The organism is Kitasatospora saccharophila, from assembly GCF_039529925.1.
In the GTDB taxonomy this organism is placed as follows: domain Bacteria; phylum Actinomycetota; class Actinomycetes; order Streptomycetales; family Streptomycetaceae; genus Kitasatospora; species Kitasatospora saccharophila.
Window position 1 is genome coordinate 77,310 of sequence record NZ_BAAANS010000027.1, and the last position, 25,145, is coordinate 102,454.

A 25,145-nucleotide genomic window follows, 5' to 3' on the forward strand; every position below is an offset into this window, starting at 1 on the left:
ATGAGCCTGCCTGTGCCCGACCCCTCCCCCGATCCCGACCGCCCCGATCCGGACGGTCAACTCCCCTACCAGGTCGCGGTGTTCGCGCGGCGGATCAGTGTCGCCGGCGAGCTGGACCGGGCCGCGTTCCTGCTGCTGGAGCAGCTCGCCGCGACCGGCCCCGCCAATGTGAAGACGCTGGCGGCGGGGCTCGGGGTGGACTCCTCGACGGTGACCCGGCAGGCCGCGCCGCTGCTGCGGGAGCGGCTGGTGGCGCGGCTGCCGTACCCGGCGGACCGGCGGGCGGTGCGGCTGGCGCTGACGCCGCTGGGGGCCGGGCGGCTGGCCGAGGTGCGGGAGCGGCGGCGGGAGTTGATCGCCGAGCTGACCGCGGGCTGGACGCCCGGGGAGCGGGCGGTGTTCTGCGCGCTGCTGGCCCGGTTCAACGACGGCCTGCTGGACCGCCGTTGAACCGTCGTCCGGCCTGAGCGCCGGTCAGCCGAGCGCCTGCTCCAGGTCGGCCAGCAGGTCGGCGGCGGACTCGATGCCGACCGAGATCCGCACCAGGTCGGCGGGCACCTCCAGCGGGGAGCCGGCCGCGGAGGCGTGGGTCATCCGCCCGGGGTGCTCGATCAGCGACTCGACGCCGCCCAGCGACTCGCCCAGGGTGAAGAGCTGCGCCCGGTTGCAGACCTCGACGGCGGCCTGCTCGCCGCCCGCGACCCGGAACGACACCATGCCGCCGAACGCCTTCATCTGCTTGGCGGCGACGTCGTGCCCGGCGTGGGTGGGCAGCCCGGGGTAGAGCACCCGGGTCACCTTCGGGTGGCCGGCCAGCAGGTCGGCGACCTGCTCGGCGTTGGCCGAGTGCCGGTCCATCCGGACGCCGAGCGTCTTGATGCCGCGCAGCACCAGCCAGGCGTCGAACGGCCCGGCCACCGCGCCCATCGCGTTCTGGTGGTAGGCGACCTCCTCGGCCAGGCCGGCGTCGGCCACCACCAGGGCGCCGCCGACCACGTCGGAGTGCCCGCCCATGTACTTGGTGGTGGAGTGCACCACGACGTCCGCGCCGAACGCGATCGGCTGCTGCAGGTAGGGGCTGGCGAAGGTGTTGTCGACCACCAGCTTCGCCCCGGCGGCGTGCGCGATCTCGGCGACCGCGGCCAGGTCGGTGATGCCGAGCAGCGGGTTGGACGGGGTCTCCACCCACACCGCGCGGGTGGTCGGCCGGATCGCCTCGCGCACCTTCTCGGGGTGGTGGGTGTCGGCGACGGAGAACTCGACGCCCCAGCGGGTCAGCACCTTGGCGAACAGCCGGAAGGTGCCGCCGTACGCGTCGTTCGGGATGACGATGTGGTCGCCGGGCTTGAGCAGGGTGCGCAGCAGGGTGTCCTCGGCGGCCAGCCCGGAGGCGAAGGCGAGGCCGCGCGCGCCGCCCTCGATCGCGGCCAGGCACTCCTCCAGCGCGGTGCGGGTCGGGTTCGCGGAGCGGCTGTACTCGTAGCCCTCGCGCAGTCCGCCGACGCCGTCCTGCTTGTAGGTGGACACCTGGTAGATCGGCGTCACGACTGCCCCGGTCCGGGGGTCCGCTTCCTGGCCCGCGTGGATGGCGAGGGTCTCGAAGCCGTGGGAAAGCTGGTGCTCGGTCATGCCACCGAGCCTAGTGCGACCGGGTGTTCGCGGGGGTGTGCCGCGACGGGGTGTCAGGTTGCCGCAACGTCACCGCAAGGCCCCCGCAAAGCCCTCGCAGGGTCACGGGTCGTACCGCTACGATCGCCCGGCCGTACACGTGATCGAAGCTGCTGGGGGCGTGGGATGTCGACCGAGCGCACCGGGCCGGACGCCCCGGTCCGGGCCCTGCCCGCCGTCGCGCTGCTGGCCGGGTTGCCCCTGCTGGCGGCGGCCGTCCTGCTGGGCCTGGCCGGGGTGAACGCCGCGCTGGTGCTGGGCTCCGACCGGTTCCACCCCTGGATGGTGAAGCTGTGGCTGCTGAGCGCGGTGGTCGGCTACCCGGTGCTGCGGGTGGTGCTGCTGGCCCGCCGCCCGCGCCCGGCCGCGGCGGCCGGTCCGGCGCTGTCCCGGGAGGCGCAGCCCGCGCTGTGGGCCCGGGTGGACGCGGTGGCGGCCGCCGCCGGGGTGCGCGGCCCGGCCGAGCTGCGGCTGGTGCCGGAGCCCCGGCTCGCGGTGGTGGAGCGCACCGCGCTGCTCGGCCTGCTGCCGGGGCGCCGGACGCTGCTGCTGGGCGCGCCGCTGCTGCTGGGCCTGTCCGCGGCGGAGCTGGACGCGCTGCTGGCCCGCGAGTTGGGCCGGTTCGCCGGCAACGGCGTGCGGCTGGGCCCGGTCGTGCTCTCCGGCCACGACGCGGTGGGTCAGGTGGTCGCCGCCCTGCACCTGCGCGCCGACCGGCACCGCGCGGCCGAGGCCGGGGAGATCGCCGAGGAGAACGCCTACCGGGTCGCCTCCGGCCGCCCCGCCCGGGCCGAGGACCCGGGCCGCGGCGGCGTCGAGGGCGTGCTGGCCCGGCTGTTCGGGGCCTACGCCCGGCTGTACGGCCGGGTGTCCGCGCGGGTGCGCGAGCGGCAGGAGTACGCGGCCGACCGGCTGGCCGCCGAACTGGCCGGCCGGGACACCGCGGTGGCCGCGCTGGGCCGCGCCGACGCGCTGGCCCCGCTGCACGCCCACTACCTGGAGCAGTACGTGGGCATGGGCCTGGAGGCCGACCTGCTGCCGCTGCCCGGCCAGGTCGTCGGCGGCTTCGCGCACCTGCTGGCCGCCCCGCGCCGGGCCGCCGAACTGGACGAAGCGGTCCGGCGCCTGCCCCGCCGCACCGACGAGGACGAGGACGAGGACGAGGGCCCGGGCGCCCCTCCGTCGCTGCACCGGCGGCTCGCCGCGCTGCTGGCCCGGCCCGACGCCCCCGCCCGGCTCGACCCGCCCCCGCCCGGCCCGGCCGCGGCCCTGCTGGCCGACGCCGAGCGGCAGTTCACCGACCTGGAGGCGGCCGTCCCGGCGCCCGGCGGCGCCCGCCGGGTCGACTGGCCCGAACTGGTCGACGGCACCCTGCGCGCCCGGGAGCGGGGGAAGGCGCAGCCCGTCCTGCGGGCGCTGACCGGCACCGGGCGCCCCGGCACCGTCGAGGCCCTGCTGGACGTGCTGGACGCCGGCCGGGGCGAGGAGATCGCCCGGCTGCTGCCGCGGAGCGAGCGGGCCGCCGCCGCGACCGGCCGGGCCGCCCGGGAGTTCCGCCGCCCGCTGCTGCGCGAGGCGCTGCGCTCGCTCACCATGCTCGCGCTGTACGCGCGGGGCGCGGCCCGCTGGGAGGCGTCCTGGAGCGGCCCGGCCTTCCTGGTGCTGCCCGGGGGCACCGCCGAGCGGCTGCCCGGCGCGCTGGACGCCGCGGTGGCCGACACCCCCGACAGCGCGCCGCTGCGCGCCCTGCTGGCGGAGGCCGCGGCCTCCGCCGCCACCCCGGCCTGATCCGCCGTCACCCCTTGGAGAACCGTCCCCGATGGCCCGACTGATCGTCATCATCCCGCTGGTCCTGCTGATCGGCTTCAAACTGGCCACCTGGCTGATGGAACGGCGCACCGCCGCACTGAAGACCGCCACCGAGGCGGCCCGGGCGAACGTCGCCCGGATCGAGGAGGCCACCCGGCCGACCATCGTCCCGTCCGAGCACGGGCTGGTCCGCCGGGCCGAACTGGTCGTCGACAAGGGCGTGTTGACCGGCCCCGAGGTGGACGCCGCGCTGGCGGCGGCCGCCGCGGGCGACTGGCGTCCGGCGGCGGAGCTGTTCGCCGCCGCGGCCGGTGACCACGACCGCCGCTGGGGCCTGGTCGAGCGGTTCGCCGAGAGCGCCGTCGAGGAGGACGCCTGGCTGAAGGCGTGGCGCGCCGAGCGTCCAGGGGACGCGGACGCCGCGGTGACCGGCGTGCGCGCGCTGATCGGGGTGGCCTGGAAGGTGCGCACCTCGAAGCGCGCCGGCGAGGTCAGCCGCGAGCAGTTCGACGTGTTCCACAAGATCCTCGGCGACGCCGTCGAGGCGGCCGCGGAGGCCGTCGCGCTGGCCGACCCGGCGGACCCGCTGCCGTTCTCGGTGCAACTCCCGATCGCGCGGGGCCTGAGCTGGCCGCGCGAGCGCTTCCGCGAGCTGTGGGTGGAGATCACCGACCGCGCCCCGCTCCTGTGGCCGGCCCACCTCGACGCGCTGCAGTACTGGTGCGCCAAGTGGCGCGGCGGCGGCGGCGACCACGCCCACATGCACGCCTTCGCGGACGCCGCGATCGCCGCCGCCCCGCCCGGCAGCCTGCTGACCGTGCTCAAGCTGGAGGGGTACTGGGAGCAGTTCGGCTACGACCGGGAGTACGCCTACGGCGCTCCCGAGGTGCGGGCCGCGGCCGACGCGGTGCGCGCCGACCTGGCGGCCGCCGACCCGGCGGACCGGCACCTGACGTACGTGCGGGGCTGGCTGGCGTACATGGACCACCGGGCCGACCGGCCCGTCGAGGCGGTCGAGCAGTTCCGGGCGCTGGGGACGGCCGTGCCCGACCCGTGGGCCTCGTACTTCGACGACCCGGTCGGCACCTTCGTCGGACACCGCGCGGGCGCCGTGCTGGAGCTGCTGGAGCTCCGGGAGGCCGAGGAGCGGGCCCGGGCGCAGGGGGCCCCGACCGCCGGGTGACCGTCCCGCGTCGCGCCCGCCCGGCCCGGTGCCGAGGATGGAGGGGTCAGCCGCGCCCCGTCGCCGAGCCCGGTGGCGGGGCGCGGGTCGTTCTCGGCCGGAGGTGAACGGTGATGGCCGGGTTGGTGCGGATGAGTCTGGACGAACCGGAGGAGGTCCGCCCGTTCGAGGGCGGCAAGGGGCAGCTGGCGCTGGTGAACCTGGCGGCCGGCGGCGTCGGCCGGGCGGTGTTCGAGCCGGGCTGGCGCTGGTCGGAGCACGTGAAGCCGATCGCCGGCACGGACAGCTGCCGGTCCTCGCACGCCGGGTACGTGATCTCCGGCCGGCTGCGGGTGGAGATGGACGACGGCGAGGCGGCGGAGTTCGGCGCGGGCGACTTCATGCTCTGCCCGCCCGGCCACGACGCCTGGGTGCTCGGTGACGTGCCCTGCGTGATGCTCGACTGGCAGGGCTACGCCGACTACGCGAAGCCCGCCGCCTGACGCGGCGGCCGGAGCGGCCCTACGCCCTGCGGACCTCGTGCATGAAGCAGCCGAACTCGACCGCCCGCACGTGCAGCACGGCGGTGGCCGGGTCGGCCAGCAACTCGGCCGCGATCCCCGGGAGTTCGGCCGGTGCGCCGACCCGGCCGCCGAGGATCAGGCCGTCCGCCGAGTAGGCCCGCAGCACCCGCGGGCCGCCGTGGAAGCCCTCCGGCCAGCCGCCGGGGTGGCCCGCGCACGGCTCGGCGTGCACGAACACCGGTCCGGTCTCCAGGTAGGGGCCGGGGTCGCAGCCGGTCTCGGCGGCCCAGCGCAGCAGCGGCGCGTACGACAGCAGGACGACCCGGTCGCCGGGCCTGGCCCTGGTCAGGCAGCAGCGCAGCGGGTGGCCGCCGGGCCCGGCGTCGGTGGCCGCGCGGGCCCGTCCGGCGTCGTCGGCGCGGCGCAGTTCGGCGAGCACCGGGGCGGGCACGGCCCGGACGTCCAGGGCGGTGGTGGTGTCGGTGGTGTGCATGCCTCCAGCCTGTGCTCCGGCGGCCGCCCGGTCCGGCGGCTTCCGGACGTCGCGCTGCTCGGCGGGCCGGGAGCCGGCGGGCCGGGACGCGGCCCGGCCCGCCGCGGCGTGCTGCCGCGACGGGCCGGGCGCTGCCCGCTCCAATCCTGACGGTGCGTCAGGTCAGCTCGGGGGCCATCTCCTTGATGTCGTCGAACCCGAAGCCGGCGTGGTTCAGCGCCTCGGCGGTGTCCCGGTCGATGCCGAGCGCCTCCAGTTGGGCGTACTCGGAGGCGGTGAGCGGGGCGCCGGCGGTGTAGTCGTAGTCGGTGTCGGTGTCGGTGTCGGTGCCGAAGTCGTCCTCCCCGTAGGATCCGCCGTCCTCCATCGAGGTCAGCAGCTCCTTGAACTTGCCGACGTCGAACGCGGTGGCGCCGGACGGGGCCTCGATCGGGGTGTCCGCGGCGGAGATGCCGAGCCGGAGCGGCAGGTGCGTCGACCAGTCGGTCTTGTCCCCGAACTGGGCGAGGTCGAGGGTGATCGCCGAGACCCGGCCGTTCACGATCCGCACGTCGGCGGCGAGCCTGCGGTCCGGCACCTCGCTGAAGCCGTCGAACTTCTTCTTGGACGGGAACGCGGGGGCGCCGGGGATCTCCTTGGCGGCGTCGGTGAGCGACCCGTAGACGCTGTCGAGCAGGCCGCGCGCGGGCGCGGACACCCGGATCACGTCGGCGTCGCCGGACTTGCCGAGGTCCGTCACCGAGACGTTCTTGGAGAGCGCGCTCTTCACCGAGTCGCAGAAGTGCTGGAGCACGGACGGGTCGACGCCGGGCGCGGCGCCCGGGTCGGCGCCGCCGTCGTGCTCCGCCCCGGCGCCCGGCATGCCCTCGGCGATCTGCTTGAACGCGTCGGCGTCCGCCGAGACCCACTTGCCGTCGATCAGGTCCTTGAGCGGGGCGGCCTCGGGCGGCAGTCCGTCGAGGTTCCGGTCGAGCTCGGAGGCGTCCTCGCCGGCGAGTTCGGCGATGCCGCGGACGTCCGCCTTGACGTACGCCGTGTCGTCGACGAGCCGGACGTCGAGGTAGGTCTTGCCGTCCTTCTTGCCGTTCAGCGCGTAGGCGATCGAGAGGCCCTCGGTGTCGGCGCCGGTGGTGGCGGCGGCACCGGAGCAGCCGCCCTTGAAGAGCTCGGTCTCCTTGAGCGGCTTGTCGTAGCTCACCGAGACGGAGAGCTTCAGGTCGGCGAGCAGGTCGGCTTCCTGCCGCTCGATCGGCGAGTCGGTCGCCTCGCCGAACGCGACCAGCTGGTCGGCGGCGGCGTCGAAGGAGAGGTCGAAGGAGAGCGTCCGGGCGTCGCCGAGCTTCTCGAACGAACTGCTCAGCTTCTCACCGGTGTTGATCTGCTCGACGGTGCTGCAGGCGACGAGGCCGCCACCGAGGAGGGCGGCTCCGGTGGTGACGGCTATGCCGGCGCGGACGGTGCGGCGGCGGGTGTCGGTGTTGATGGCTTGCTCCTGCTACTGGAGACGGTTCGGGCCCGGTCGGCCCTGCCGCGGAGGCAAGCTCAGCACGATGACGCGTCCCCCCGCACGCGAATATTTTTACCATTCGTATAGGACGTTCTCATGATCCCCCCAGCTCCGTGTGCCAACCGTGACCCGGCCGGCCGGAGCCCTCAGACCGCGCTGCCCGCGACCCAGTCCGCCCAGGTCATGTTCCAGCCGTTCAGGCCGTTGGCGGGGCTCACCGTCCGGTCGCCGGAGTTGACCACCTCGACCACGTCGCCGACCATCGAGCTCGCGTAGAACTTCGCCGCGTCGGTGCTCGGGTCGTTGCCGCCCTGGACGTCCTGCAGCGCGATGCAGCCGTGGCTGGTGTTGGCGCTGCCGAACTGCGAGGCGGGCGACCAGTAGTTGCCGTGGATGAAGGTGCCCGAGGTGGTGAGCCGCTGGGCGTGCGGCACGTCCGGGATGTCGTACTCGCTGCCCAGGCCCACCGTGCTGGAGTTCATCCGGGTCTGCTGGTACTTCTCCGAGATCACCAGCTTGCCGCCCCAGGTGCGGTGTTCGGGGGCGCCGCCGATCACCGGGTAGGTGGCGGTGACCTGGCCGTCGGTGCGGACGGTGAGGGTGTCGGCCGTCAGGTCGGCGGTGGAGACCTGGCTGCGGCCGACGGTGAAGGTGACGTCCTTGGACTGCGTCCCGTACACGCCCTTGGCCCCGGCCACGTCCTTGAGCCGCAGCTTCAGGGTGACCCTGGTGCCCTTCGCCCAGTAGTCCTGCGGGCGGAAGTCGAGCCGGGTGGAGTCGAACCAGTGGCCGACGATCTCCACCGGCGGGTCGGCGACCACGGTGATCGCCTGCTGGACGGCCTTCCGGTCGGTGATCGCCTTGTTGAAGTTGATCGACACCGGCATGCCGACGCCGACGGTGGTGCCGTCCTCGGGGGTGAAGTAGCCGACGAAGGTGTTGGCCGGGGAGGCGGTGGAGAAGCTCGCGTTGGCGTCGGCCGGGCGCTGGTCGCCGTCCACGGCGGAGGCCGCGACGGTGTACCGGCTGCCGCTGGAGAGCTTGGCGGTGGAGGTCCAGCTCGCCTTGTCCGCCGCGAGCCGCCCCGCTATCGCCTTCCCGGTGCCGTCCGTGACGGTCACCGAGGTCAGGGTGCCGTTCAGCACGGTGACGGTGACCGGCTCGGTGAACGGCGCGGCGGTGGTGCCGTCGGCGGGCTTGACGGTGATCTGCGCGACGGACGCCTTGGGACTGGTGGACGCGCTGCTCGACGCCCCGCCCTCCGCCGGGGCCGAGCCGGCGGCACCGGAGGCCCCGGAGCCGCCGGACTTGCCCCCGCCGCCCGAACAGGCCGCGACCAGCAGCACGGGAGCGCCCAGCAGCCCGGAGAGCACCCCGCGCCGGCTCCAGCTGCCGCCGCGCGGCCGGTCCTGCTTGTCCGCTGCGGTCACGTCCACGCTCCTCGGTCCCAAGATCACTCATTTATGTGCAGATCGTACGAGAGTACCCAAGCAGGCCGCAGAACGGACAAAAGCCCGGTCCGGGGGTACCGGACCGGGCTCTCGCACGGGGTGGAACGGGGGCGGAACGAGGGTGCTTACTGGACCTCGTACTCGTCCCAGCTCTCGTCGTCGGGGTCGTAGTCGGTGCTGGCGGACTCCCAGGTCGCGGAGGCGAGCTCGACGCCGGGGATGTCGCCGAGCAGGGCGACCGGGTCAACGAAGTGGGCGAGCGAACCGGTCGGGTCCACCTCGATCGCCTCGACGGCCTGGGCCCGCTCGTCGTCCTCCAGGTACTCGTCGTCGGCGACCTGGGTGAGCGCGGCGGCCTTGAGGGCGCCCTCGTCGGTGATCTCGGCGATCAGCTCGATGGTGAGGCGAACGTAGCGCGGTGCGTCCTGCTCGGGCAGGTCGGTGCTGGTCATACCGGCGAGCCTAGGGCCTGGCCCACCCTTCCGGCGTATCACCCCCACCGGAACGCGCCGCCCGCGACGTCCGGGCACGAGGGAGGGCCGGCCCGGGCGAACCCGGACCGGCCCTGCCTCCTCCGCTCGGACTCCCCCACCCGGGAGCTCGCGGAGCCGCGCCTCGCGGCGCGATCTCTGCCGCGGGAGCCGCCGCACCCTGCAGGACAGGGGCGGGACGACGGCGTCTCCCACGGGCGGACACGGTGGGCCGGGTCAGGACCGGCCGGTTGTGTCCTCGGTGACCCCGGAGGCCGGGGAGCCGCTCCCTTCCTCCTTCGTCACCGCTTGCGGCTTCTTGCCGTGCTTTAAAGATGCCCTGCCCGTGTTAACCGGGTGATGCGCGGTTGTGACTTCCGGGTACCAACTGTTCCCGACCCCGCGCCTTCACCCGGACGGCGGGCGTCCGGCCCCCTGACGCGGGGTCAGTGCCCGGCCCGGGCGGTCAGGAAGGCCAGCAGGTCCTGCCGGGTCACGATGCCCTGCGGCTTGCCCTCGACCAGCACCACCACCGCGTCGGCCTTCTCCAGCACCGCCATCAGGTTGGTCACCGACTCGCCGGAGCCGACCACCGGCAGCGGCTTCGACATCACTCCGTCGAGGGTGTCGGTCAGCTGGATCCGCCCGCTGAACAGGCCCTCCAGCAGCTCGCGCTCGACCACCGAGCCGACCACCTCGCCGGCCATGATGTCCGGGTGCCCGGCGCCCGCGGAGACCACCGGCATCTGCGAGACGCCGAAGTCCCGCAGCACCCGGACCGCCTCGGCGACCGTCTCGCCCGGGTGCATGTGCACGAACTGCGGGATGCCCTCGTGCTCGATCGCGTCCTTGCGGGCCAGCACCTCGCCGATGTGCGCCTCGTCGGTGGCCGTCGGCAGGAAGCCGTAGTCGGCCATCCAGTCGTCGTTGAAGATCTTCGACAGGTAGCCGCGGCCGCCGTCCGGCAGCAGCACCACCACCACGTCGTCCGGCCCCAGCTCGCGGGCCACCTCCAGCGCCGCCACCACGGCCATCCCGCAGGAGCCGCCCACCAGCAGGCCCTCCTCCTTGGCGAGGCGGCGGGTCATCTGGAACGAGTCCTTGTCGGAGACCGCGACGATCCGGTCCGCGACGCCGCGGTCGTACGCGGTCGGCCAGAAGTCCTCGCCGACGCCCTCCACCAGGTACGGCCGGCCGGTCCCGCCCGAGTACACCGAGCCCTCCGGGTCCGCCCCGACCACCTGCACCTTCCCGCCGGAGACCTCCTTCAGGTAGTTGCCGGTGCCGGAGATCGTCCCGCCGGTGCCGACGCCCGCCACGAAGTGGGTGATCCGCCCCTCGGTCTGCTCCCACAGCTCCGGGCCGGTGGAGTGGTAGTGCGAGGCCGGGTTCTCCGGGTTGGAGTACTGGTCCGGCTTCCACGCGTTCGGGGTCTCCCGGACCAGCCGGTCCGAGACGTTGTAGTACGAGTCCGGATGCTCGGGCGCGACCGCGGTCGGACAGACCACGACCTCCGCGCCGTACGCCCGCAGGGTGTTGATCTTGTCGGTGGACACCTTGTCCGGGCAGACGAAGATGCACCGGTAGCCCTTCTGCTGGGCCACGATCGCCAGCCCCACCCCGGTGTTCCCGCTGGTGGGCTCGACGATGGTGCCGCCGGGCTTGAGCGCGCCGGAAGCCTCCGCCGCCTCGATCATCCGCATCGCGATCCGGTCCTTCACCGAACCGCCCGGATTGAAGTACTCGACCTTCGCCAGCACGGTGGCGCTGATCCCCTCGGCGACCTTGTTGAGCCTCACCAACGGGGTGTCGCCGACCAGCTCGATGATCGAATTGTGGTACCGCACGGGGGTCCTCCCGGTCGATGGCATCACTGTTCTTCCGAAACCCCCAGCCTAGGGCCCACCCCGCACCCCCCGACCCCCATCACACCCACGCGCCCCCACCCCGCCCGACCCCACCGCAGACGCCCGAGTGATTCCACCCCGGCGCGCCAGTACGCCGCAGTGGCCGCCCCACCCACTCCCCCTCCCCAGCCCACCACAGGCGCCTACCCCCCCTCCGCCTCCCCCCGCCCCCGTGCGGCGCCCGGGTGGTTCTGCCCCGGTGGGCCGGTACGCCGGGGTGGCCGGGGGGTACCAGTGGGGTACCGGTGTGCGGAGTGGAGAGGGGGTGGCCGATGTCCGGCTCGCAGGCGTCGAGGGCCCGGGTGGCGCGGCGGATCGCCACCGCGGCGGCGTACGGGGGTGGTGGGCTGGGGTTGCTGGGGGTGGGTCTGGCCGGGGTGCTGTTGACCGAGAGCCGGCTGGCGGTCCGGGCGATCGGCATCCTGGACGGCGATCCGCCGCACGCGGACGGCGTGTACGGCGAGGGTTTCGCCGATCCGTCCGACGCGCGGGAGCCGCTGGTGCTGGCGTTCCTGGGCGATTCGACCGCGGCAGGGCTGGGCGTGCAGCGGGCGCAGGAGACGCCGGGCGCGCTGCTGGCCTCGGGGCTGGCTTCGGTCGCGGAGCGCCGGGTGCGGTTGGCGAACGTGGCGAAGTCGGGGGCGCGCTCGTCCGACCTGGCCCGGCAGTTGGAGTTGGCGCTGCCGCACCGGCCGGACGTCGCGGTGGTGATGATCGGCGCGAACGACGTGACCCGGCACGCCCCGGCGGCCCGCAGCGTGCGCGAACTGGGCGAGGCGGTGGGCGCGTTGGTCTCGGCGGGCTGTCACGTGGTGGTGGGCACCTGTCCGGACCTGGGCACCATCAAGCCGGTCCGGCCGCCGTTGCGCTGGGTGGCGCGGCGGCTGAGCCGGCAGCTCGCGGCGGCGCAGACCATCGCGGTGGTGGAGGCGGGCGGGCGGACGGTCTCGCTGGGTTCGCTGCTGGGCCCGGAGTTCGCGTCCCGGCCGGAACTGTTCGCCGCGGACCGCTACCACCCGTCCGCGCAGGGCTACGCGACGGCGTCGATGGCGCTGCTGCCCTCGCTCTGCGCGGAGCTGGGGCTGTGGCCGCAGGAGTCGGCGGCGGGCGGCGTGGTGGAGCCGCAGGCGGTGCTGCCGGTGGCGGTGGCGGCCGCGGCGGCGGCGGGGCGTTCGGGCACCGAGGTGACGGCGGCCGGTCCGGCGAACGGCACCTGGCGGTGGGCGACGCTCAAGCAGCGCTTCCGGCTGGCCCTGCCGCGCGGGGAGGACGCGGAGCCGGCCGGGGAGGGCGCGGCGCCGGCCGGCCTGGAGGGCGGGGACGGGCGGCGGGCGATCACGTCGGCGAACTCACATCCGGAGGCGGATGACGCCGGAGCTACCAAACGGTAACTTTCCCGGGAGATCCACCGGATCGCGTCCCGAGGTCACTCAGCGAGGAGTCCGCCATGCCCGAAGCCGTCATCGTCAGCGCCGCCCGTTCGCCGATCGGCCGGGCGTTCAAGGGCTCGCTGAAGGACGTCCGCCCGGACGACCTGACCGCGCAGGTGATCGGTGCGGCGCTGGCGAAGGTGCCGCAGCTGGACCCGCGGCAGATCGACGACCTGATGCTGGGCTGCGGCCTGCCGGGCGGCGAGCAGGGCCACAACCTGGCCCGGATCGTGGCCGTCCAGATGGGCATGGACTACCTGCCGGGCGCGACGATCACCCGCTACTGCTCCTCGTCGCTGCAGACGACCCGGATGGCGCTGCACGCGATCAAGGCCGGCGAGGGCGACGTCTTCGTCTCGGCGGGCGTCGAGACCGTCTCCCGCTCGGTCAACGGCACCTCGGACGGCATGCCGGGCACCACCAACCCGCTGTTCGACGAGGCGCAGGCGCGCACCAAGCACCGGGCGGAGACCGGCGGCGGGGAGTGGCACGACCCGCGCGAGGACGGCCTGCTGCCGGACGCGTACATCGCGATGGGGCAGACCGCGGAGAACCTGGCCGCGCTGAAGGGGATCACCCGGGCCGAGCAGGACGAGTTCGGCGTGCGTTCGCAGAACCTGGCGGAGGCGGCGATCGCGGCGGGCTTCTGGCAGCGCGAGATCACCCCGGTGACGCTGCCGGACGGCACGGTGGTGAGCGCGGACGACGGCCCGCGCGCGGGCGTGACGCTGGAGGGCGTCTCCGGGCTGCGGCCGGTGTTCCGCCCGGACGGCACCGTTACGGCCGGTAACTGCTGCCCGCTGAACGACGGCGCGGCCGCGCTGGTGGTCATGTCGGACACCAGGGCGCGCGAGCTGGGCATCACGCCGCTGGCCCGGGTGGTGTCCACCGGCGTCTCCGCGCTATCCCCGGAGATCATGGGGTACGGCCCGGTGGAGGCGTCGAAGCAGGCGCTGCGGCGGGCGGGCCTGTCGATCGGGGACATCGACCTGGTGGAGATCAACGAGGCGTTCGCGGCCCAGGTCATCCCGTCCTACCGGGACTTGGGCGTGGACCTGGACCGGCTGAACGTGAACGGCGGCGCGATCGCGGTCGGCCACCCGTTCGGCATGACCGGTGCCCGGATCACCACCACCCTGATCAACTCCCTCCAGTGGCACGACAAGCAGTTCGGCCTGGAGACCATGTGCGTGGGCGGCGGGCAGGGCATGGCGATGGTGATCGAGCGCCTGAGCTGACCACTGTGACAGGCGTCTCACCCATCCGGAGTGACGCTGCGTAATTGAGGGCCGGATCACACCTCGGGTGCGATCCGGCCCGTTTTTCATCGTTCCGCGACCGAATGTTCGACGCACCGGATTGGATCAACTCCGCAGCGTAGAAAGGTATTACCTAACAATTTGAGGACAAGTAGGAAAGTCACAGACAAATCCGACATGAGCCACTGCAGTAACGGCCGCCGATACGGCAGTGTGGAGGCGTAACCCCGTTCCGCTCCTCGTTGGGAGTACGTTCCGTGAGCGCCGTCTTCCTCTCCCTGCTGCTGGTACTGATCGCCCTGACCTCCGCCGTCCTGCTCCACCTCCGTACGCTGGCAAGGAAGTTGGACGCCAGGCCGACGGCCCCGCAGGTGGACGAGGCGCTGATACGCCGCGCCGTCACCGAGGCGCTGGCCGCCGACCGGGAGCGGGAGATCACCGAGGCCCGGGCGTTCTGGGCCGAGCAGGAGGCGCGCGCCGCCGAGGACGCCCCGCTGTTCGACACCCCGTTCACCACCATCGGCGAGGACTGGCCGATCTTCTTCCCGCGCCCGACCGGCCCGCAGGACGCCGCCGACAACAACGGCGTGATGGACCCGGAGTTCGGCGAGGCGCTGCGCCACGCGCTGGAGGACCTGATCAAGGACGCCCCGACGGACGGCACCCCGGCCGGCGGCGCCCGGGCCGCGCACCCCGCGCAGGGGCACCCCGCGCAGGGCGGCGGCCTGCCCGCCCCCGGCGACAACGGCGACGTGCGGGCCCGCCGGGAGGCCGACCTGCTGGCCACCGGCCTGGAGGCCGGGCTGCTGGACGCCGAGGCCGAGCCCGCGACCGCGCCCGACCCGCGCCGGCACCCCTCGCACCCCGACTTCGTGCCCAGCCCGACCCCGTCCCGCGAGTGGACCGACGACCGGCTGGCCGCGCTCGCCGAGGAGCGGATCGGACTGACCGACGTCCGCCCCGGCCCGCTGGGCACCCTGGACGTGTACGCCTTCGCCGACGGCACCACGCTGTGCGTCGCCCCCGGCGACCGGGAGGCCGCGTACCGGCTGATCGACGCCGTCCGGGCCGGTGAGGACGTCCGGCTGCTCGGCGGGTCCCGGTTCTCCGGCTCGTACTCGCTGACCTTCTCCACCGACGACGAGACGGTCTACGTGCTCGCCGACCGGGTGGTCGCCTCGATCTGACCGCCCGCCCGACCGCGCCCGCGCCGACGGGGCGCCGAGACCACCCGGCAAGGGGTTGCCCGGACCGGCTCGGCGCCCCGTCGGCGCGTCCGGCTCCGGCGCCCACCCCCGGCGGGCCGGCCGGTCAGCCGGTCAGCCGGTCGGTGCGCTCGACGTCGTCCAGCGCGGCGGCCAGCGCCTCCGGGTGCCCGTCCGCCGCGGCCAGCGCCAGGTCGTGCCCGGTGACGGCCAGTTGGTCCCCCACCGCGAACGCCCCGCAGTCCGGCACCTCCAGCGCGGGCAGCCCCTCCAGCCCCCGGCCCGAGTCGGCCAGCCGGCGGGCCAGTTCGAGCACGGCGGCGGCCCGGGACGGGTGCCCGGGGACGGCGGCCAGCAGGCGGCTCTGCGGCATCGCCCGGAAGCGGTCGGCGAGCCGGTCGACGGCTTCGGTCAGCCGCGCTGCGGCGGCGGGGAGCTGCTCGGACATGCCCCGAGCCTAGGCCCTCCCGGGAACGCGGCGGGCCCCGGAGGAACGTTCCTCCGGGGCCCGCCGCTTCACCGACCGGGTGCGGGTCAGTCGTCGCCGCGCAGGATGGCGATCAGGCGCAGCATCTCCATGTAGATCCACACCAGCGACAGGGTCAGGCCGAAGGCCGCCCGCCAGGCTTCCTTCTCGGGGGCGCCCATCCGGATGCCCTCCTCGATCTCGGCGTAGTCGAGGGTGAGGAAGAAGGCGCCGAGCGCGATGCCGACCAGGCCGACCAGGATGCCGAGCGGGCCGGAGCGCAGGCCGAAGTCGGCGCCGAACATCATCGCCACCATGTTGACCATCATCAGCAGGACGAAGCCGATGGCGATCGAGATGCCGATCCGGGTGTACCGGGGGGTGACCCGGATCCGGCCGCTCTTGTAGGCGAACAGCGTGGCCGCGAAGACCGCGGAGGTGCCCAGCACGGCCTGGATCGCGATGCCCGGCCAGAGCGTCTCGAAGGCCTTGCTGATCGCGCCGAGGAAGAAGCCCTCCAGCGCCGCGTAGGCCAGGATCAGGCCGGGGTTGACGCTGCGCTTGAAGCTGATCACGAAGCCGATGACCATCGCGACCAGGGCCGCGCCGATCGCCGGGGCGAAGTTGTCCATCGGCACGGTGAACCACGCCACCGCGCCGAAGGCGACCAGGGTCAGCAGCGTCATGGCCGTCCGGGCGACCACGTCGTCCATGGTCATCCGGCCGGTCTGGACCGGGCCGGCGGACGGCGCGTTGTACATGCCCGCGAGCTGCTCGTCCGTCAACGGCGGCTGGTCGGCGTAGGGCTGGCCCGCGTACGGGGAGCCGTACGCCTGCTGCCCCGGCTGGCCGGCCGTCTGCGTGCCGAACCCCGCGTACTGGTCGTTGCGGGTGAAGGACCCCTCCCGCGAGAAGACCGGGTTCCTGCTTCTCATCACATTCCTTCCGGGGCGGCGCGGCACCACCCACACAGAGCACAAGAGTAATGGTTTGGCAAAGTATTCCGCGTCGGTCGTGAGGATGATCCCGTGTCGCCTGCGCGGGTGGCCACCGACCGGGCAGGGTGGGGGTCGCAATTGACGCATACCCAGAAAGGCGGCCCCGATGGCCGAGGAACTGTACGCCACCCTGAAGACCAACAAGGGCGACATCGAGATCCGCTTGCTGCCGAACCACGCCCCCAAGACGGTCAAGAACTTCACGGAGTTGGCGACGGGTGAGCGCCAGTGGATCGACCCGAACACCGGGCAGCCCAGCAACGCCCCGCTGTACGACGGCACGGTGTTCCACCGGGTGATCCAGGGCTTCATGATCCAGGGCGGCGACCCGCTGGGCAACGGCACCGGCGGCCCGGGCTACAAGTTCGCCGACGAGTTCCACCCGGACCTCGCCTTCACCAAGCCGTACCTGCTGGCGATGGCCAACGCGGGCCCGGGCACCAACGGTTCGCAGTTCTTCATCACGGTCGGCCCCACCACCTGGCTGACCGGGAAGCACACCATCTTCGGCGAGGTGACCGACGCCGCCAGCCAGCGGGTCGTGGACGCCATCGTGAACGTCGAGACCGGCCGCAACGACCGCCCGGTCGAGGACGTGGTGATCGAGAAGGTCGTCATCGAGACCCGCTGACGCCCCGACCCGAACGCCCGGACGCCGCCCGCCCCTTGCCGGGGTGGGCGGCGTCCGGGCGCCGGCGGCCGGGTCAGTCGGTCTTGATGCTGGTCAGAATGTCCAGCCGGGAGGCCCGGCGGGCCGGCCAGAGCGCGGCGACCATGCCGACCAGGGCGGCGAGGCCGAGGAAGAGCAGCACGCTGCCGTACGGGATCACGGTGGTCAGTCCCTTCAGTTCGGAGGCCAGGACGCGGGTCGCGGCCCAGGCCAGGAAGCAGCCGAGCAGGACGCCGACCAGGGCGCCGAAGACCGAGATCACCACCGACTCCAGGCGGATCATCCGCTTGATGCCGCGCCGCTCCAGGCCGATCGCCCGCAGCATGCCGATCTCGCGCTTGCGCTCGAACACCGACATGGCGAGCGTGTTGACCACGCCGAGGACGGCGACGACCACCGCCATGCCGAGCAGGCCGTACATCAGGTTGAGCATGGTCGAGATGATCCGGCTGAACTCGTCCACCATGTCCTGCAGGGTGCGGACCTCCATCACCGGGTTGCGGCCGGTGGCGTCCGTGAGGGACTGCTTCAGCGCGGCGGTCGGGCCGTCGGTGCCCTTCACCAGGATCTGCTGGACCAGCGGCTGCGGGTCGTTGGCCTCGATCAGGCGGTTGGGGGCCACGATCGGGGAGACGCCGGAGGTGGTCTCGAAGACGCCGCCGACGGTGAGCGCCACGGGCGCGCCCTTGGCCGCGGTGGCCTTCAGGGCGGAGCCGACCGCCAGCTGGTGCTTGGTGGCGAACTCCTCGCTGACCAAGACCTGGTCCTGCCCGAGGGCCGCGGTGGAGCCGGACTTCATCGTCAGGTTGACCAACTGGTCGAAGGCGGCGGCGTCGTAGCCCTCGATGGCGCGGTTGCCGCCGACGCCCTCGATGTCCCACCAGACGTTGTCGACCTGGCTGACCGCCTTCACCCCGTCCGCCTTGGCGACCAGCCCGGTCAGCTCGGGGGACAGCTCGCGGCCGTCGGCCATGCCGACCACGTAGTCGGCCTTCATCGTGTCGCCGACCATCGAAGTGACGGCGCTGGTGACCGAGTTGCCGATCACGGTCAGCGCGGTGACCAGGGTCAGGCCGATGGTGAGCGCGGCCGCGGTGCTGGCGGTGCGGCGCGGGTTGCGCACCGCGTTCAGCCGGGCCAGCTTGCCGGGGGTCCCGAACACCTTGGCCAGCACCGGGCCGACCAGCGCGATCACCGGGCGGGACAGCAGCGGCAGCAGCACGAACACGCCGATCAGGGTGAGCGGGGCGCCGAACTCCAGCTTGTGCTGGGCGTCCGAGCCGGAGCCGTTCGCGCCGGCCAGGATCAGGCCCAGGCCGGAGCCGGCCAGCAGCACGCCGATCGAGTTGCGGATCAGCAGGCCGCGCTGGGTGCCGGGCTGTTCGCCGCTGCTCATCGCCGCCACCGGGGGGATCCGGGAGGCCCGGACGGCGGGCAGCAGCGCCGACAGCACGGTGACCACCACGCCGGTCACCAGGGTGCCGACGACCGTCACCGGGGCGATCACCAGCGAGCCGGTGGGCAGGCCCTCGTTGAAGGCGTGCAGCAGGGACTGCAGGCCCGCGCCGATGCCGATGCCCGCGAGCAGGCCGCCGACCGAGGCGACCAGGCCGATGGCGAGCGCCTCCACCAGCACCGACTTGGTGACCTGGCCGCGGCTGGCGCCGACCGCCCGCAGCAGCGCCAGTTCCTTGAGGCGCTGGGCGATCAGCATGGTGAAGGTGTTGACGATGATGAAGATGCCGACGAACAGCGAGATCCCGGCGAACACCAGCAGCATGGTCTTCATGCCGCTCACCGAGTCGGCGACCATCTTGGTCTGCTCGTCCTTGAGCTGCTGGCCGGTCTTCAGCTCGACGCCCTCGGTGGGGGCCTTCGCCCGGGCCTGGTCGAGCAGTTGGGCCTCGCTGGTGCCCGCCTTGGCGGTCAGCGCCACCGAGCTGTACCGGCCCGGCTCCAGCAGTTCGCGCTGGGCGGTGGCGGTGTCCATCAGCACCAGGGTGCCGCCGGAGGTGACCTGCGGGTCGTCGGTGGTGAACACGCCGGTGAGCACGGCGTCCCGGGCGGCGCCGTTGCCGGCCACCCGGACGGTGTCGCCGACGTGGTAGCCGGCCTTGTCGGCGGCCTGCCGGTTCAGCGCGACCTCGCCGGCGGTGCGCGGGCCGCGGCCGTCCGCCATCGGGTAGCGGCTGTCCGCGCCGGAGGCGTCGGGGGCGAAGTTGGCGCCGCGGGCGCTCCACGCCTCGCCGATCAGGCTGCCCTTCTTGTCGGCGACGCCGGTGAAGCCGGAGACCACGCCGCGGGCCCGCTCGGCGCCGGGCAGCGCGGCCAGTTGCTCGACGGTGGCCTGGGTCAGCGCGCCCTTCTCGGGGCGCGGGGCGTCGTGGTCGACCGGGCCCTCGTCCGCGCCCTCGGCGGAGACCAGCACCGAGACGTCCGAGAAGCTGGTGGAGTAGCTGTCGCGCATGGCCCGGCCCATGGTGTCGGAGAACACCAGGGTGCCGGCCACGAAGGCGGTGCCGAGCAGCACGGCCAGTACCGTCATCAGGAGGCGGCCCTTGTGGGCCAGCACGTTGCGCAGTGCGGTGCGATACATGGTTGGGGTCCCGGGGGAGGTCGGTGCGGGCGGGGTCGACGGGTGCGGCGGGACGTCAGCTGGTGCGGCCCTTGGCGTCGAAGCGGCGCATCCGGTCCAGGACGGCGTCGGCGGTGGGGCGGTGCAGCTCGTCGACGATCCGGCCGTCGGCGAGGAAGACCACCCGGTCCGCGTAGGAGGCGGCGACCGGGTCGTGCGTCACCATCACCACGGTCTGGCCGAGTTCGCGCACCGAGTTGCGCAGGAAGGAGAGGATCTCCGCGCCGGAGCGGGAGTCCAGGTTGCCGGTGGGCTCGTCGGCGAAGATGATCTCCGGCTTGCTGGCCAGCGCCCGGGCGCACGCGACGCGCTGCTGCTGGCCGCCGGAGAGCTGGGCGGGGCGGTGCGAGAGCCGGCCGGACAGGCCGACGGTCTCCACCACCCGGTCCAGCCAGGCCCGGTCGACCTTGCTGCCGGCGATGTCCATCGGCAGCGTGATGTTCTCCAGCGCGGTCAGCGTGGGCAGCAGGTTGAACGCCTGGAAGATGAAGCCGATCTTGTCGCGGCGCAGCCGGGTCAGCTGCTTGTCCTTCAGCCCGACCAGCTCGGTGTCGCCGATGGTGGCCGACCCGGAGGAGACCGTGTCCAGCCCGGCCATGCAGTGCATCAGCGTCGACTTGCCGGACCCGGACGGGCCCATGATCGCGGTGAACTCGCCCCGCCCGAAGGAGACCGAGACGTCCTCCAGCGCCACCACCCGGGTCTCGCCCTCGCCGTAGACCTTGTTCAGGCCGGTGGCGCGGGCCGCCGCCAGACCGGTGTGGGCTGCGTACGCGGTCGAGGTGCTCACGGTGGGACTCCTTGTCCGGGAGGGCGGGTTCGTCACGGCGCGGCCGCCGCGAGGTCCCCTCCGGGGGCTCCTCCGACCGCTATCCCATCCTCGCCGCCGCCCCGTGCCACCCACGTCGCTCCGCCGAAGGGTTGGCCCACCACCGGCAGGCGTACGGCCCTTCCCGCCGTCTCCTCCTGCGGGATGACCCCTCCCCCGAGGCCCCGGATGGCCGATAACCGCCGCAGTGTGGCCGAAACGCCAGACGCTTCGTCAGATGTCATGGAAGCATGACAACTTCCGTCCCGGGAAATATGCGAAACGGTCGTCCGGCCGACTAGGCTCAGGGCAGAGATCGCCGCGCTCCCAGGCCCAGATGGTGGAACGCAGACACGGGCAGCTTAAAACTGCTTGGCCGCGAGGCCGTGCCGGTTCGAGTCCGGCTCTGGGCACTCTCCTGCCCTTTTTTCGTAACGCTTTGTGATCGAAAGAGTACGGAACCGCTACTCTTCGTCGCGCTTTGCCCGCCCCTCACCACGCACGGCAACAACGCTCCCCTTGGATTGAACAACTCGTTCACAACGAATCCTTGACGCCCTGGCGTTCAAGGATCATCCTGGGGCCATGGCCGACACCCCTCCCCCGCCGCCCGCGGGCACCGACCCGTTCGCCCCGCCCGATCCCGCCGCCGCGCGCGGCGCGCGGGTGTACGCCTCGCTGTTCCGGATCGCCGAGCGGCACGCCGCCACCGACGGGCAGCGGCGGCGGCAGACCAACCCGGCGATGCTCGCCCCGCACGAGGCGGTGCGGCTGGTGGCGTTCCTGCTGAGCGGGGCGGCCCTGGCCGAGGACGGGGAGCCGGAGGTCGACCGGGACGACGTCACGGCCGCGCTGACCCTGCTGCCGCTGGTCCGGGCCGAACTCGACGAGCTGGAGGCCGGGTTGCTCACCATGGCCCGGGGCCGCGGGATGACCTGGCAGGACATCGCCTTCGGGCTGGGGCTGGGAACGCCGCAGGCGGCCCGCCAGCGGCACGAGCGGCTCACCGACCGGACGGCGCCCGCCGACCCCTCCTGACGGGCCCCGGAACGCCCGAAGGCCCCCACCCGGTGGAGGGTGGGGGCCTTCGTCAACTGCCTGCTGTACTCCGCCCGGTGGCGGGGCCGGCTGAGCACCACGGAGGTCGTGGTCCGGCGGCGCTGCCGGGCGGAGGGCCTCCGACTCGTACCCGACCTGGTGTCGGGTCTGGTCGCCTGCTCGTCGCGGCTTACTTGCTCGCGGCGAGCTCCTTCTTCGGCTCGGCCGCGGCGGCGGGCTTCGGCGCGGGGGCGGTCGCCTCCTGGAAGGCGTCGAACGGCTTCTCCATCTCGGAGAGGCCGACCGTCTCGCGCTTGAGGAACATCGCCAGGGTCCAGTCGGTGAAGACCCGGATCTTGCGGTTCATGGTCGGGACCATCGCGCCGTGGTAGCCGCGGTGGAACCACCAGGCCAGGCGGCCCTTCAGCTTGACCTTGCCGAAGAGGATCGCCACGCCCTTGTGCAGGCCGAGGCCGGCCACCGCACCGAGGTTCTTGTGCTTGTACTCGGCCTGCGGGAAGCCGCGCATGCCCGCGATGACGTTGTCACCGAGGACGGCGGCCTGCCGGACGGCGTGCTGCGCGTTCGGCGGGCACCAGGCGCCCTCACCGGCGGCCAGGTCGGGGACCTGGGCGTTGTCGCCGGCCGCCCACACGTAGTCGAAGCCCTGCACCTGGAGGGTCGCCGCGGTGTCCACGTGGCCGCGCGGGCCGAGCGGGAGGCCGAAGCGGTTGACCACCGGGTTGGGCTTGACGCCCGCGGTCCACACGATGGTGGAGGCGTCGAACTCCATGCCGTTCTTCAGCACCACGTGCTGGTCGACGCAGGAGTCCATCGAGGTCTCGATGTAGACCTCGATGTTGCGCTCCTCCAGGCGGCCCTTGGTCCACAGACCGAGGTCCGGGCCCATCTCGGGGAGGATGCGGTTGGCCGCCTCCACCACCACGAAGCGCATGTCGTCACGGCTGACGGTCTTGTAGATCTTGGCGGCGTCGCGCGCCATGTCCTCGATCTCGGCGACGGTCTCGATGCCGGCGAAGCCACCGCCGATGACCACGAAGGTCAGGGCCTTGCGCCGGACGTCCTCGTCCGTGGTGGACTCGGCCTTGTCGAGCTGCGCCATGACGTGGTTGCGGAGGCTGATCGCCTCCTCGACCGTCTTCATGCCGATGCCGTGCTCCGCCAGGCCCGGGATCGGGAAGGTGCGGGACACCGAGCCGGTCGCGACGACCAGGTACTCGAAGGGCAGTTCGTAGGAGTCGCCCGCCGCGGGCTGGATGGTGGCGACCTTGCGGGCGTGGTCCACCTCGGTCACGTGACCGGTGAGCACCTCCGCCTTCTTGAGGGCGCTGCGCAGCGGCGCGACGAGGTTGCGAGGCGCGACGTTGCCGCCGGCCGCCTCGGGAAGGAAGGGCAGGTACGTCATGTACGACCGCGGGTCGACGACCGTGACGGTCGCTTCGCCGTAACGCATCTTCTTGAGGATGCGCATCGCGGCATACAGGCCGACGTAACCACCGCCGACAATGAGGATGCGAGGACGCTCCGTGGTGCTCATATCCGAAAGTATCCACCCCCGCCTGACGGGCCATTCGTGAGGCCCGTCACAAGCCCCTGGACACCGGGTGCTACACTGCGCGCCCGCACTTCCGGGCCGGAGGACCCTCCTCACCCCCGCCGGGCCGCCGCGGTGAGCGGTCGGGGCCGCGGTGCCGCGCTGAGCAGCAACGATCCCGGTGCCACCCGGGTTCCCGAGAGCGGTTTCGATTTCTCCGGGATGAACGGCAGGTTGCCTGCGATCCCATGAGCGACTCCCGGCAGGGCCTTCGGTCCCACATTTCGGGCGGAGCAGGCGTCCGGAGTGGGTCGAAAGACTGGATTGCCATGTGAAGAAATTCACGAAGGTTCTCGCCGCGACACGCCGGGAGGCCCCCGGAAGGGGTCGCGGAGCCCTCCCGCGACCCCTCCGGGGGCCTTCCGCGACCCGTTCGGCCGAGCGGCCGCCGATCCCTCCCCGAGCCCGGGGCCGGGCCCGGGCCGGGCCGGGGTCAGACGATCGACCAGGCGATCCCGTCCAGGATGTCGTGCTCGGAGACCAGCAGTTCGGCGGCCCCGGTGCGCTCCATGATCTCCAGCAGCACCAGCGCGCCGGCCCCGATCACGTCCACCCGGCCGGGGTGCATGACCGGGACGGCGGCCCGCTCGGCGTGCGAGGAGTGCAGCAGCCACTGGGTGGTCTCCCGCACCTGCTCGACGCCGACCACCGCGTGGTGGATCCGCTCCGAGTCGTAGCCGGGCAGTTCCAGGGCGATCCCGGCGACGGTGGTGACCGTCCCGGCCAGACCGATCAGGGTGGCGCCGGAGTCCAGCGGAACGGCCCCGGCGACGGTGTCCAGCGCGGCCCGGACGTCGGCCCGGACGGCCGCGATCTGCGCCTCGGTGGGCTGCCCGCCCGCGAAGTGACGCTCCGTCATCCGGACGCAGCCGATGTCCGCCGAGTACGCGGCCCGCACCTCCTGCTCGCCGAGCACGAACTCGGTGGAGCCGCCGCCCAGGTCGAACACCAGGTACGGCGGCCGGCGCGGGCCGCCGAGCAGTTCGCGGGTGGCGCCGGTGAAGGACAGCCGGGCCTCCTCGTCGCCGCTGACCACGCTCGGCGTGACGCCCAGGATCTCCTCGACCCCGGCGGTGAACTCGGCGGCGTTCTCGGCGTCCCGGGAGGCGGAGGTGGCGACCATCCGGATCCGGTCCGGGGCGACCCCGTGCTCGGCGATCACCTCCGCGTACTCGCGGCAGGCCGCGAAGGTGCGGGCCAGCGCCTCGGGGTGCAGCCGGCCCGTGCGGTCGACGTCCTGGCCGAGCCGGACGATCAGCATCCGCCGGTCCAGGTCGGTGATCTCGCCCGTCTCCGGGTCGAGTTCGGCGATCAGCAGGCGGATCGAGTTGGTGCCGCAGTCGATCGCGGCGACCCGGGTGGCGCTCACTGCCCGTCCTCCTCCGGCTCGGTGTCGGCGGCCTTGCGGGCGGCGCGCTCGGCGCTCAGCGCCTCCTTGGCGGCGATCACCGCGTCGTGGTCCTTGGCCTTGGCCCGGTTGCGGGCGACCCGCGCTCCGGCCGCCTCGACCTCGGCGTCGCTGACGCACGGGCCCTTGGCCCACCACTGCTCCAGCATCCCGATCGCCTCGTCGCCGAGCGGGTTGACGCCCTCCCCGGCGGCCAGCGAGTGCCCGACCAGCACGTGCAGGCACTTGACCCGGTCCGGCATGCCGCCGGCGCTGGGGAAGCCCTCCAGCACCTCGATGGCGTCCCGGCGGGCGATGTAGTCCTCGTGCGCCGCCCGGTAGGCGGCGGCCAGCTCCGGGTCCTCGGCGAGCCGGGCGGTCTGCTCCTTCATCACGCCGTCCGCCTCCAGGGTGCCGATCAGCGAGGCGGCCCGGGGGCAGGTCAGGTAGTAGAGCGTCGGGAACGGCGTGCCGTCGGGCAGCCGGGGCGCGGTCTCCACCACGTCCGGGTTGCCGCAGGGGCAGCGGTGGGCGACACCGCGCAGCCCGCGCGGCACCCGGCCGAGCTGGGCGGCGATGGCGGCGACGTCGCGCTCGGCGACCTCGGGGGCGTCGGACGCGGGAGGGTTCTGGTTGCTCATCA

At 73.3% G+C, this 25,145-nt stretch carries 21 protein-coding genes, 1 tRNA gene and 1 pseudogene; 10 read left to right on the forward strand and 13 right to left on the reverse strand.

What is annotated here, in order from left to right; genetic code table 11:
* The gene (locus tag ABD345_RS20655) at positions 1-450 is read left to right on the forward strand and encodes a MarR family winged helix-turn-helix transcriptional regulator (RefSeq protein ID WP_344553877.1); all 450 of its coding nucleotides are present in this window, start codon (positions 1-3) and stop codon (positions 448-450) included.
* A 24-nt stretch (positions 451-474) separates the two neighbouring features.
* Here the strand turns inward: ABD345_RS20655 and ABD345_RS20660 are convergent, their stop codons facing one another.
* Positions 475-1,629, reverse strand: a complete 1,155-nt coding sequence (locus ABD345_RS20660) for a cystathionine gamma-synthase (RefSeq protein WP_344553878.1) — start codon at positions 1,627-1,629, stop codon at positions 475-477.
* Positions 1,630-1,794: 165 nt separating this feature from the next.
* On the opposite strand from ABD345_RS20660, the gene ABD345_RS20665 reads away from it, so the two are divergent.
* From ABD345_RS20665 to ABD345_RS20675, 3 genes are all read left to right on the forward strand, one after another.
* Positions 1,795-3,456 carry a peptidase gene (locus ABD345_RS20665; protein ID WP_344553879.1) on the forward strand — a complete coding sequence of 554 codons (1,662 nt, stop codon included), beginning with the start codon at positions 1,795-1,797 and terminating at the stop codon, positions 3,454-3,456.
* Between the two features lie 31 nt (positions 3,457-3,487).
* Positions 3,488-4,660, forward strand: a complete 1,173-nt coding sequence (locus ABD345_RS20670; RefSeq protein ID WP_344553880.1) for a hypothetical protein — start codon at positions 3,488-3,490, stop codon at positions 4,658-4,660.
* A 113-nt stretch (positions 4,661-4,773) separates the two neighbouring features.
* Positions 4,774-5,142 (forward strand): cupin domain-containing protein, encoded by a 369-nt coding sequence (locus ABD345_RS20675; RefSeq protein ID WP_344553881.1) that lies wholly within the window; start codon positions 4,774-4,776, stop codon positions 5,140-5,142.
* 19 nt (positions 5,143-5,161) lie between these two features.
* On the opposite strand, the gene ABD345_RS20680 is transcribed toward ABD345_RS20675, so the two are convergent.
* From ABD345_RS20680 to ABD345_RS20700, 5 genes are all read right to left on the reverse strand, one after another.
* Positions 5,162-5,656: a DUF1203 domain-containing protein gene (locus ABD345_RS20680; RefSeq protein ID WP_344553882.1), complete on the reverse strand. Its 495-nt coding sequence runs from the start codon at positions 5,654-5,656 to the stop codon at positions 5,162-5,164.
* 157 nt (positions 5,657-5,813) lie between these two features.
* Positions 5,814-6,854: a hypothetical protein gene (locus ABD345_RS20685; RefSeq protein ID WP_344553883.1), complete on the reverse strand. Its 1,041-nt coding sequence runs from the start codon at positions 6,852-6,854 to the stop codon at positions 5,814-5,816.
* A gap of 455 nt (positions 6,855-7,309) precedes the next feature.
* Positions 7,310-8,599 (reverse strand): L,D-transpeptidase, encoded by a 1,290-nt coding sequence (locus tag ABD345_RS20690; RefSeq protein WP_344553884.1) that lies wholly within the window; start codon positions 8,597-8,599, stop codon positions 7,310-7,312.
* A 140-nt stretch (positions 8,600-8,739) separates the two neighbouring features.
* Positions 8,740-9,066 (reverse strand): hypothetical protein, encoded by a 327-nt coding sequence (locus ABD345_RS20695; RefSeq protein ID WP_033218097.1) that lies wholly within the window; start codon positions 9,064-9,066, stop codon positions 8,740-8,742.
* Positions 9,067-9,530: 464 nt separating this feature from the next.
* Positions 9,531-10,931 (reverse strand): cystathionine beta-synthase, encoded by a 1,401-nt coding sequence (locus tag ABD345_RS20700; RefSeq protein ID WP_344553886.1) that lies wholly within the window; start codon positions 10,929-10,931, stop codon positions 9,531-9,533.
* Between the two features lie 332 nt (positions 10,932-11,263).
* Here ABD345_RS20700 and ABD345_RS20705 point away from each other — a divergent pair, with 332 nt between their 5' ends.
* From ABD345_RS20705 to ABD345_RS20715, 3 genes are all read left to right on the forward strand, one after another.
* On the forward strand, positions 11,264-12,382 hold the full coding sequence (locus ABD345_RS20705; protein ID WP_344553888.1) for an SGNH/GDSL hydrolase family protein: 1,119 nt from the start codon (positions 11,264-11,266) through the stop codon (positions 12,380-12,382).
* Positions 12,383-12,438: 56 nt separating this feature from the next.
* Complete coding sequence (locus ABD345_RS20710) at positions 12,439-13,659, forward strand: acetyl-CoA C-acetyltransferase (RefSeq protein ID WP_344553890.1); 1,221 nt, start codon at positions 12,439-12,441, stop codon at positions 13,657-13,659.
* A gap of 278 nt (positions 13,660-13,937) precedes the next feature.
* Complete coding sequence (locus tag ABD345_RS20715; RefSeq protein WP_344553892.1) at positions 13,938-14,867, forward strand: serine/threonine-protein kinase; 930 nt, start codon at positions 13,938-13,940, stop codon at positions 14,865-14,867.
* Between the two features lie 124 nt (positions 14,868-14,991).
* On the opposite strand, the gene ABD345_RS20720 is transcribed toward ABD345_RS20715, so the two are convergent.
* A complete protein-coding gene (locus tag ABD345_RS20720; protein ID WP_344553893.1) occupies positions 14,992-15,333 on the reverse strand; it encodes a hypothetical protein in 342 nt (113 codons plus the stop codon).
* Between the two features lie 86 nt (positions 15,334-15,419).
* Entirely contained in the window at positions 15,420-16,286 is an 867-nt protein-coding gene (locus ABD345_RS20725; protein ID WP_344553895.1) for a Bax inhibitor-1/YccA family protein, read from the reverse strand.
* A gap of 169 nt (positions 16,287-16,455) precedes the next feature.
* Here ABD345_RS20725 and ABD345_RS20730 point away from each other — a divergent pair, with 169 nt between their 5' ends.
* Entirely contained in the window at positions 16,456-16,980 is a 525-nt protein-coding gene (locus ABD345_RS20730; protein ID WP_344553897.1) for a peptidylprolyl isomerase, read from the forward strand.
* Positions 16,981-17,053: 73 nt separating this feature from the next.
* On the opposite strand, the gene ABD345_RS20735 is transcribed toward ABD345_RS20730, so the two are convergent.
* Both ABD345_RS20735 and ABD345_RS20740 read right to left on the reverse strand, forming a co-directional pair.
* The gene (locus ABD345_RS20735) at positions 17,054-19,615 is read right to left on the reverse strand and encodes an ABC transporter permease (RefSeq protein WP_344553898.1); all 2,562 of its coding nucleotides are present in this window, start codon (positions 19,613-19,615) and stop codon (positions 17,054-17,056) included.
* Between the two features lie 55 nt (positions 19,616-19,670).
* Entirely contained in the window at positions 19,671-20,444 is a 774-nt protein-coding gene (locus ABD345_RS20740; protein WP_344553900.1) for an ABC transporter ATP-binding protein, read from the reverse strand.
* A 349-nt stretch (positions 20,445-20,793) separates the two neighbouring features.
* On the opposite strand from ABD345_RS20740, the gene ABD345_RS20745 reads away from it, so the two are divergent.
* Positions 20,794-20,875 (forward strand) — tRNA-Leu (locus ABD345_RS20745).
* 172 nt (positions 20,876-21,047) lie between these two features.
* A complete protein-coding gene (locus tag ABD345_RS20750) occupies positions 21,048-21,500 on the forward strand; it encodes a DNA-binding protein (RefSeq protein WP_344553902.1) in 453 nt (150 codons plus the stop codon).
* A gap of 190 nt (positions 21,501-21,690) precedes the next feature.
* On the opposite strand, the gene ABD345_RS20755 is transcribed toward ABD345_RS20750, so the two are convergent.
* From ABD345_RS20755 to ABD345_RS20765, 3 genes and pseudogenes are all read right to left on the reverse strand, one after another.
* Positions 21,691-23,058: an NAD(P)/FAD-dependent oxidoreductase gene (locus ABD345_RS20755; RefSeq protein ID WP_344553904.1), complete on the reverse strand. Its 1,368-nt coding sequence runs from the start codon at positions 23,056-23,058 to the stop codon at positions 21,691-21,693.
* A gap of 490 nt (positions 23,059-23,548) precedes the next feature.
* The gene (locus ABD345_RS20760) at positions 23,549-24,484 is read right to left on the reverse strand and encodes a Ppx/GppA phosphatase family protein (protein WP_344553906.1); all 936 of its coding nucleotides are present in this window, start codon (positions 24,482-24,484) and stop codon (positions 23,549-23,551) included.
* Between the two features lie 128 nt (positions 24,485-24,612).
* Positions 24,613-25,143, reverse strand: a pseudogene (locus ABD345_RS20765) (DUF501 domain-containing protein); the annotation flags it as partial.
* Positions 25,144-25,145 lie beyond the last annotated feature (2 nt).

Coding starts and splice junctions, on each gene's coding strand:
- ABD345_RS20675 (WP_344553881.1), top strand. CDS start 4,774: ATGGCCGGGTTGGTGCGGATGAGTCTGGACGAACCGGAGGAGGTCCGC.
- ABD345_RS20665 (WP_344553879.1), top strand. CDS start 1,795: ATGTCGACCGAGCGCACCGGGCCGGACGCCCCGGTCCGGGCCCTGCCC.
- ABD345_RS20725 (WP_344553895.1), bottom strand. CDS start 16,286: ATGAGAAGCAGGAACCCGGTCTTCTCGCGGGAGGGGTCCTTCACCCGC.
- ABD345_RS20735 (WP_344553898.1), bottom strand. CDS start 19,615: ATGTATCGCACCGCACTGCGCAACGTGCTGGCCCACAAGGGCCGCCTC.
- ABD345_RS20720 (WP_344553893.1), bottom strand. CDS start 15,333: ATGTCCGAGCAGCTCCCCGCCGCCGCAGCGCGGCTGACCGAAGCCGTC.
- ABD345_RS20695 (WP_033218097.1), bottom strand. CDS start 9,066: ATGACCAGCACCGACCTGCCCGAGCAGGACGCACCGCGCTACGTTCGC.
- ABD345_RS20750 (WP_344553902.1), top strand. CDS start 21,048: ATGGCCGACACCCCTCCCCCGCCGCCCGCGGGCACCGACCCGTTCGCC.
- ABD345_RS20655 (WP_344553877.1), top strand. CDS start 1: ATGAGCCTGCCTGTGCCCGACCCCTCCCCCGATCCCGACCGCCCCGAT.
- ABD345_RS20730 (WP_344553897.1), top strand. CDS start 16,456: ATGGCCGAGGAACTGTACGCCACCCTGAAGACCAACAAGGGCGACATC.
- ABD345_RS20710 (WP_344553890.1), top strand. CDS start 12,439: ATGCCCGAAGCCGTCATCGTCAGCGCCGCCCGTTCGCCGATCGGCCGG.
- ABD345_RS20670 (WP_344553880.1), top strand. CDS start 3,488: ATGGCCCGACTGATCGTCATCATCCCGCTGGTCCTGCTGATCGGCTTC.
- ABD345_RS20755 (WP_344553904.1), bottom strand. CDS start 23,058: ATGAGCACCACGGAGCGTCCTCGCATCCTCATTGTCGGCGGTGGTTAC.
- ABD345_RS20680 (WP_344553882.1), bottom strand. CDS start 5,656: ATGCACACCACCGACACCACCACCGCCCTGGACGTCCGGGCCGTGCCC.
- ABD345_RS20660 (WP_344553878.1), bottom strand. CDS start 1,629: ATGACCGAGCACCAGCTTTCCCACGGCTTCGAGACCCTCGCCATCCAC.
- ABD345_RS20705 (WP_344553888.1), top strand. CDS start 11,264: ATGTCCGGCTCGCAGGCGTCGAGGGCCCGGGTGGCGCGGCGGATCGCC.